Origin of the sequence: Rhizobium sp. BR 314 (assembly GCF_047445805.1) — a bacterium.
Taxonomy (GTDB): Bacteria; Pseudomonadota; Alphaproteobacteria; order Rhizobiales; family Rhizobiaceae; genus Rhizobium; species Rhizobium lusitanum_B.
In genome coordinates this window covers 80,734-86,733 of record NZ_JARWLA010000029.1, presented here as the reverse complement: position 1 = coordinate 86,733, position 6,000 = coordinate 80,734, and the positions used below count along the sequence as shown (strand labels likewise).

At 56.1% G+C, this 6,000-nt stretch carries 6 protein-coding genes and 2 pseudogenes; 7 read left to right on the top strand and 1 reads right to left on the bottom strand.

The genetic code is table 11. The annotated features are described in order from the left end of the window. Positions 1 to 418: pseudogene (locus tag QD461_RS27305) on the top strand (hypothetical protein); the annotation flags it as partial. Positions 419 to 434: 16 nt separating this feature from the next. On the opposite strand, the gene QD461_RS27300 reads toward QD461_RS27305, so the two are convergent. After that, entirely contained in the window at positions 435 to 611 is a 177-nt protein-coding gene (locus QD461_RS27300) for a hypothetical protein (protein WP_154660805.1), read from the bottom strand. Between the two features lie 91 nt (positions 612 to 702). Between QD461_RS27300 and QD461_RS27295 the strand changes: the two genes are divergently transcribed. From QD461_RS27295 to QD461_RS27270, 6 genes and pseudogenes are all read left to right on the top strand, one after another. Then, positions 703 to 1,197: a hypothetical protein gene (locus tag QD461_RS27295; RefSeq protein ID WP_240535447.1), complete on the top strand. Its 495-nt coding sequence runs from the start codon at positions 703 to 705 to the stop codon at positions 1,195 to 1,197. Between the two features lie 318 nt (positions 1,198 to 1,515). Further along, positions 1,516 to 1,687: pseudogene (locus tag QD461_RS27290) on the top strand (IS5/IS1182 family transposase); the annotation flags it as partial. A gap of 954 nt (positions 1,688 to 2,641) precedes the next feature. Beyond that, on the top strand, positions 2,642 to 3,892 hold the full coding sequence (locus QD461_RS27285; RefSeq protein ID WP_004119727.1) for an MFS transporter: 1,251 nt from the start codon (positions 2,642 to 2,644) through the stop codon (positions 3,890 to 3,892). A 329-nt stretch (positions 3,893 to 4,221) separates the two neighbouring features. Next, positions 4,222 to 5,046 carry a hypothetical protein gene (locus QD461_RS27280; RefSeq protein ID WP_240535448.1) on the top strand — a complete coding sequence of 275 codons (825 nt, stop codon included), beginning with the start codon at positions 4,222 to 4,224 and terminating at the stop codon, positions 5,044 to 5,046. 396 nt (positions 5,047 to 5,442) lie between these two features. After that, positions 5,443 to 5,667, top strand: coding sequence for an antitoxin MazE family protein (locus QD461_RS27275; protein ID WP_004119731.1), 225 nt, complete (start codon positions 5,443 to 5,445; stop codon positions 5,665 to 5,667). Beyond that, on the top strand, positions 5,664 to 5,987 hold the full coding sequence (locus tag QD461_RS27270; RefSeq protein WP_004119734.1) for a type II toxin-antitoxin system PemK/MazF family toxin: 324 nt from the start codon (positions 5,664 to 5,666) through the stop codon (positions 5,985 to 5,987). The genes QD461_RS27275 and QD461_RS27270 overlap by 4 nt, the downstream gene beginning before the upstream one ends. The last annotated feature ends 13 nt before the right edge of the window (positions 5,988 to 6,000 follow it).

Below are 6,000 nucleotides of genomic sequence, written 5' to 3'. Positions count from 1 at the left end.
GTCGCGCAACCTCCGTCACCGTCATCTCGCCAGTCAGCGTCTCCGAAACGATCGATTCCTTGGAAGTTCGTGTGAACTTCCGGCGCCGCATACTGCCCGCCAAAATCTCAAGCTGATGGATAGACACGTCGTTATCCTCGTTGTTAGCAACGTGGCGATACCGCTCACCTCAGCAAAACATCGCTATCACCGTGACAAAGCAAGGCGGTCCTCGGCGTGGGGATACGTCGAGATCGAGATTGGCGTTTTGAAAAGCCAATGCCTCGACCGCAGGATCGACGACAAACACAGGATGATTGCAGAGATCAATGCTTGGCAGCAGCAGAGAAACGCGCAAAGGGCACAAATCCAATGGATGTTCACCACCGAAAAAGCCCGTGAAAAACTCCACAAGGCCTATCCAGTCAAAGAGTCATAATCTCTGCGGAGGGGTACTAGGCCTGTGCGACGAGCACAACGGCATTGACGGTGGTGGTGTGGGATGGATCGGCGCAGATCGTCTCGACGCCCGCGTAGGCGGCGCCTTCCTTGGAAACAGTCGCTGGCTTGATCTTGCCGGTGGCAGCGACCGCGGAGAACGCCACATGGGCGATTTCGAGGGCCGAGCACATGCCAGAGCGCCGGTGCCGCAGTTGAAGACGACGGACGTTGCGCCATCGAATATCCGAAGGCTTCGATGCTCCCGACAGTGCGGCGCGGGTAATGACCGACTTGACGAATGCTCGCAACGCTGAAGCAAACCAGCTCTACGGCGCCGCTCGCGGGCAGGCCACACCGGTCGATATCTCGCCGGTGCTCGATACGATTGACCAGACGCTTTCTCCCGGCGTCACACGAACGGCATCTGATCCGAAATCCATCCGTATCGTTTCCGACGAAGGGGAATTCTTCGTCGCAGAGGACAATCAGATCATAGTCGATTGGGTAAATGGCGGGGGCATGATCGCCGATTATGTTGCGCCAATCGTTGTCCCTGAGATGGTTTCAGCGCGCCAATTCAAACTGCAGCTCCTCGCTGCAGGCCTTCTCGACCAGGTCGATGGATGGGTGAAAACGCAGGACCGATCGGTGCAGATCGCCTATGAATATTCCGGCTCGTTCGTCAAATCGTCGCCGATGATGCAGGAGGGCTTTCAGGCGATGGGCTTCACGCCCCAGCAGATCGACGACTTCTTCACCGGGGCGGCGAAGCTGTGACGTTCTGGAGCGGTCTTTAGTGAAATGGCCCCACCTCAAGGCAGTGAGGCAGGGCCGAGGAACCGGGTGTGGTTCATTGTGCGCGAGCAAATTTCCGGGGGGCGTTTTGCTCGCGCAACGGTCCGTTACCACACGATGAAACCAAACTGAATGCCGGTTGCTGCCGAAGCTATCCAAAAAAGGAAAAGACATCGTGGATCGCGCGAAATTCTTCGCCGCGGTGCGCCCACGGTCGTCAGTCGCGGATAGAGCAGTTCCAGCGATCTTCAACGGTTTCGCCTTCGGTCAACTCGCGATATTCAATGGCTGAGCCGTTGCTCGCTGATCGAGACCGCCATTGGGGGATACAAGTCCATCATCGGAAAACGTTTTGCGCGCAAGATCGTCTCCCGTGCAGCAGACCGAAGTCGCTATCGGCTGCGCCGTCCTCAACCGCATGCTTGCTTGCGCACGCCCGAAATCCGTCCGCCGTAGGGCAGCCACGCCATAGACAGCCGTTTCAAAGATCGCCATCCCCTCAAATCCCAATCCATGCACCAACGCCCCAAACACGGGATTGCATTCCGCGACGGGCCGACGAGATAATCTTTTCTTGCTGCCGCTAGCATTGTGTCACCTCCGCATTTAACCTTCGGATTTAGCAATGCTTAAGATTACCAGCAATGCGGTTGGCTACGTTGATCTGGGTCAACACCGCGGCGTGCTGCATGCTTGGGGAAGTGGGGCAGAGCGACGGTAGGTGCTCCAAACCTGCTGATTTAAGTTTGGCTGGTTTCGCGAGTGCCGCAGCATGGCGCACCGATCTCACTGTGTCGCCGACTTCCTGAACTCAAGAATGACAACCTATCTTGTTATCAGCCGAGCAGCCGGCTCTGCCGCTTTTATGCGGCTCCTAAATGCTACAGAGAACAAGCGGCACGAGAGACGCGTTCGCGTGCGCGCTCTAAGAACACAATATCGATTTCATCGTTGACAACCTGCTGGCAACGGAAATTACAAGATGTCCGCGAAATGCATAGTTGAGACGGCGGGAGCATCTCATTTGACGCGTCTGCACCGGGTTTGCGACACAGTTTTGTTGAGCAAACTCATTTTGTCTCAAGTTAAATAGCTGAAAAGCTGACAGGAAGTCTTTCGGTGTTTTTGGCACGAGCCTTGCAGCCCTGTAGCGAAACGGCGGGAGCTGCCGGCGAACATTCCTTTCTCGGCTAAATCCAGCGGACGGACCGGGGGCTACAAGAGCAACATGTCAGATATCTACCAGAGTACATTCTACCGGAGAAGGCATTGACCACAGGGTCAATCCCTTCCGCCATAGAGCGGATTATCCCGCGACTGAGGAGGACTTCTGATCCATAACGTCTTTAGCAATCCTCGACGCACACGGAAGCGAAGCAGTCGGTTCGAGGTCGGCATTGACACCGAATGTGTGCCCGAAATCCATATGCCCCAGCAAGAAGTGCGATTCACAGTGCTCAACAGTGGAAATAAGCTTGGGAATGCGAGCTCGTATCTGAACGGCAGCACGCCCTATTGGAGGACGAACCTTATTGTTTGTGCTGCCGGTTCGTTCACCACGACCGTTGCCATGACAATGTTACTTCCCTTCTTACCCCTATATATCCGGGAATTAGGCGTCAGCGACCAAGCATCCATAGCGCAGTTTTCGGGCGTGGCGTACGGCGTGACTTTCCTTGCGGCCGCACTGGTTGCCCCGCTCTGGGGAAGACTTGCCGACCGCTACGGTCGGAAGGCGATGATGGTTCGCGCAAGCTTGGGCGTGGTCGCAGCGATGGCCTTGATGGGTGTAGCTCAAGATGTATGGCAGTTGCTGGCTATGAGATTTTTAGCCGGTCTACTCGGAGGCTACTCGTCTGGATCATATGCTTTGGTAGCGACACAGGTTCCCAAAGACCGTATTGGCTGGGCGTTGGGGTTCTTGGCCACGGGGATTATGGGGGGCAACCTCGTCGGCCCGCTGATCGGCGGATTTCTACCAACATTAATCGGCATTCGAGAAACGTTCTTTTTGACTGCGGCATTAGTCTTCCTCACTTTTGTTGCCAGCGCATTTTTGATCAGAGAGAATTTCAATGCTCGAACGACAGAGCGTGAACACTCCAACAGTTGGTCGACGATCCCAAGCAGGAGGCCTGTCTTGGCAATGCTGGCGACGGGCTTGCTTCTGATGATCGCCAATCTGTCCATTGAACCAATAACAGCGATTTACATTTCGCAACTCGTCGAGCCAAATCGTCATGTTACCCTTTGGGCCGGTCTGGTCATTTCGGGTACAGCGTTTGGGAGTGTTCTTTCCGCCTCGCACCTTGGAAGACTAGCAGATCGCGTCGGGCACTGGAAAGTTATCGTTGTCGCAATGTGCATCGCTGCGGCACTCCTTCTGTCACAAGCTTTCGTTACGAACGTTTTGGAGTTGGTGGGGCTGCGAATATTGATGGGGCTCGTTTTAGGGGGCTTGCTACCTTGTATCGGCAGCGTGATACGCCACAGCGTCCCCGAGCAAGCCGTCGGCGCGATCCTCGGCTGGTCGACATCGGCGCAGCACGCGGGTCAAGTGCTCGGCCCGGCCATTGGCGGCGTATTAGCTGCTCATGCCGGTATACATTCAGTGTTCTTTTTTACGTCATTCCTAATGCTCGTCGGAGGTTTTATTGCTTGGAGCAATCGACCTTAAGAGACAGGGCTAAGGACCGCGAGCCCATTAGCCAATCTGCACGAATTGCAGCGAGCCAGCCCGCAGCGGCTTAGCCTTATGGCCTGTAGACGCCGGATTTGGCGTGGCGCCGAGCTTCGAGCAGTTCGTCACTCTACGGCCACTGCGATCACTGTCCGCGGTCCATTCCGCAATGTGACGGCGCAGTGCTGGGCTATATGCGCGGTCATCGCCCGTTCAGGCGATACAAGACGCTCGCCCTTTCATGTATGTTTCCTTGCAATACACGCGCCGTCTCGGACACCAATGTCCAGGCGAGGCGTCGCAATTCGGCTGCTCCGGAGGGAAAAATGCGCAAGGCAATTCTGGTGGTAAGCGCGGCGGCCGCTCTCGCATGCTCGGGCGCCGCATCGGCGCAGTCGCTCCCCCAGCCCGTTCAGGCGGCGATCGACGAGTCCAAGAAAGACTGCGGAGGGCCTGCCAAGCTTGAAAAGGGCTTCGTCAGCATCAAGGACATCAACGGCGATCAGGTTCCGGATTACATTCTTGATTACGCTCATTTGAAATGTGTCGGCATGCCTTCATCCTTTTGCGGTTCGGCTGGATGCGAGACGCAGATTTTCGTGGCCAAACCCAACAAAAGTTACAAATCCATCTTTGACGACTATGTGCAGGGCATAGGCTTTGTCGAGATCGCAGGGCGACCGGCGATCAAGCTTGCCCTGCATGGAAGTAGCTGCGGCCGCGCCGGGTCCGACACCTGCTATTCGACCCTGTACTGGAACGGCAGGGATTTCAAACCGGAGCAAGGAAAAAGCGATCAGCCTGCCACGGAAAAAGCGACGGCCGCGGGCGGTGACCTGGACGTCCAAATTCTGGAAGAGGGCGGAGACGGTCAGGTGGCAAACTGCTCGAGCAACATGGTTGCCGGACTAAAAGCCAACGGGGACGGCTTTCTCGCAATAAGGTCCGGGCCTGGCAGCCAGTACCGCCAGCTTGGCGAACTTCACAATGGCGATATGGTCATCGCCTTCCAGCAGCGCGGACAGTGGGCCGGTGTCGTCTACGGGAGCGAGACCCCCAATGTGAGATGCCATTCAACGAAAACGCACCCCCTGCCCTATAAGAACAAGGGCTGGGTCAACGCGAATTGGCTCAAACTCGTTGCCAACTGACCGGGCGTTGTGTTGGCATTCGTTCGCATCTGCCAAACATTGGGCGGCGCAAATATGGGCACAGGATGGTTCGCATTTACTGTATCCTGAAGCGTACGCGACAGTGCCGTATCGCTCTGAGGTAATTGCCTCTTTTGTTTTTGAAAATGTCGGGTCACCAATCCACTTCGTCGACACATTTTGACGACCAGTCGTTGTGGACGATGAATGGTCGGTTCTTCGGCAAAGGCCCCAGGCAAGCGCCGGAACTCGATCAGCCCGCCCCTCCCAACCGACGCCTGAATATACCGCAACTTGTCCCCGCCAGAGTGAGTACCTTCACGCTCTGCTGCGACTCATTGACATGGCGGGGCTCGCCCATTATGTTACATGTAACAATCACATTGGAGTTTGATCATGGCAAGCTCGGTCAACGAACGAGTTCAAAAGCGCCGTGAGACGTTGCGCGCCGCTGGGCTGCGTCCTGTGCAAATATGGGTTCCCGATACTCGTCGCCCTGGTTTTGCCGCCGAATGCCATCGTCAGTCCGTTCAGGTAGCCCTTGCCGATGCCGCCGATCCCAGTCTGCAAGACTTCCTTGACGCCGCTCTCGATGACCTGGACGACGAGGGTGAAGCGTGAGGCGCGGTGACATTGTGACCGTCGCAATCAGCGGTGATTTCGGCAAGCCGCGTCCAGCACTAATCATCCAGGCCGATCAGTTTGATGCAACTGGAACGATCACTGTCCTGCTGATCTCCAGCACACTGGTCGACGCGCCGCTCATTCGACCAACCATTCAGCCGACAGTGCAAAGCGGATTGCGAAAAGCCTCGCAAGTGATGGTGGACAAAGCCATGTCCGTGAAACGGGATAGAATTGGCACAACGATCGGTCGCCTGGAAGATGATGCGCTCCTGGCGGTCACAAGATCGCTCGCCGTTTTTTTAGGTGTTGCTTAAAGATGAACCCATC

Excerpts from the sequence above, each read along its gene's own strand:
- QD461_RS27300 (WP_154660805.1), bottom strand. The coding sequence starts at position 611 with ATGTGCTCGGCCCTCGAAATCGCCCATGTGGCGTTCTCCGCGGTCGCT.
- QD461_RS27295 (WP_240535447.1), top strand. The coding sequence starts at position 703 with ATGACCGACTTGACGAATGCTCGCAACGCTGAAGCAAACCAGCTCTAC.
- QD461_RS27285 (WP_004119727.1), top strand. The coding sequence starts at position 2,642 with ATGCCCCAGCAAGAAGTGCGATTCACAGTGCTCAACAGTGGAAATAAG.
- QD461_RS27280 (WP_240535448.1), top strand. The coding sequence starts at position 4,222 with ATGCGCAAGGCAATTCTGGTGGTAAGCGCGGCGGCCGCTCTCGCATGC.
- QD461_RS27275 (WP_004119731.1), top strand. The coding sequence starts at position 5,443 with ATGGCAAGCTCGGTCAACGAACGAGTTCAAAAGCGCCGTGAGACGTTG.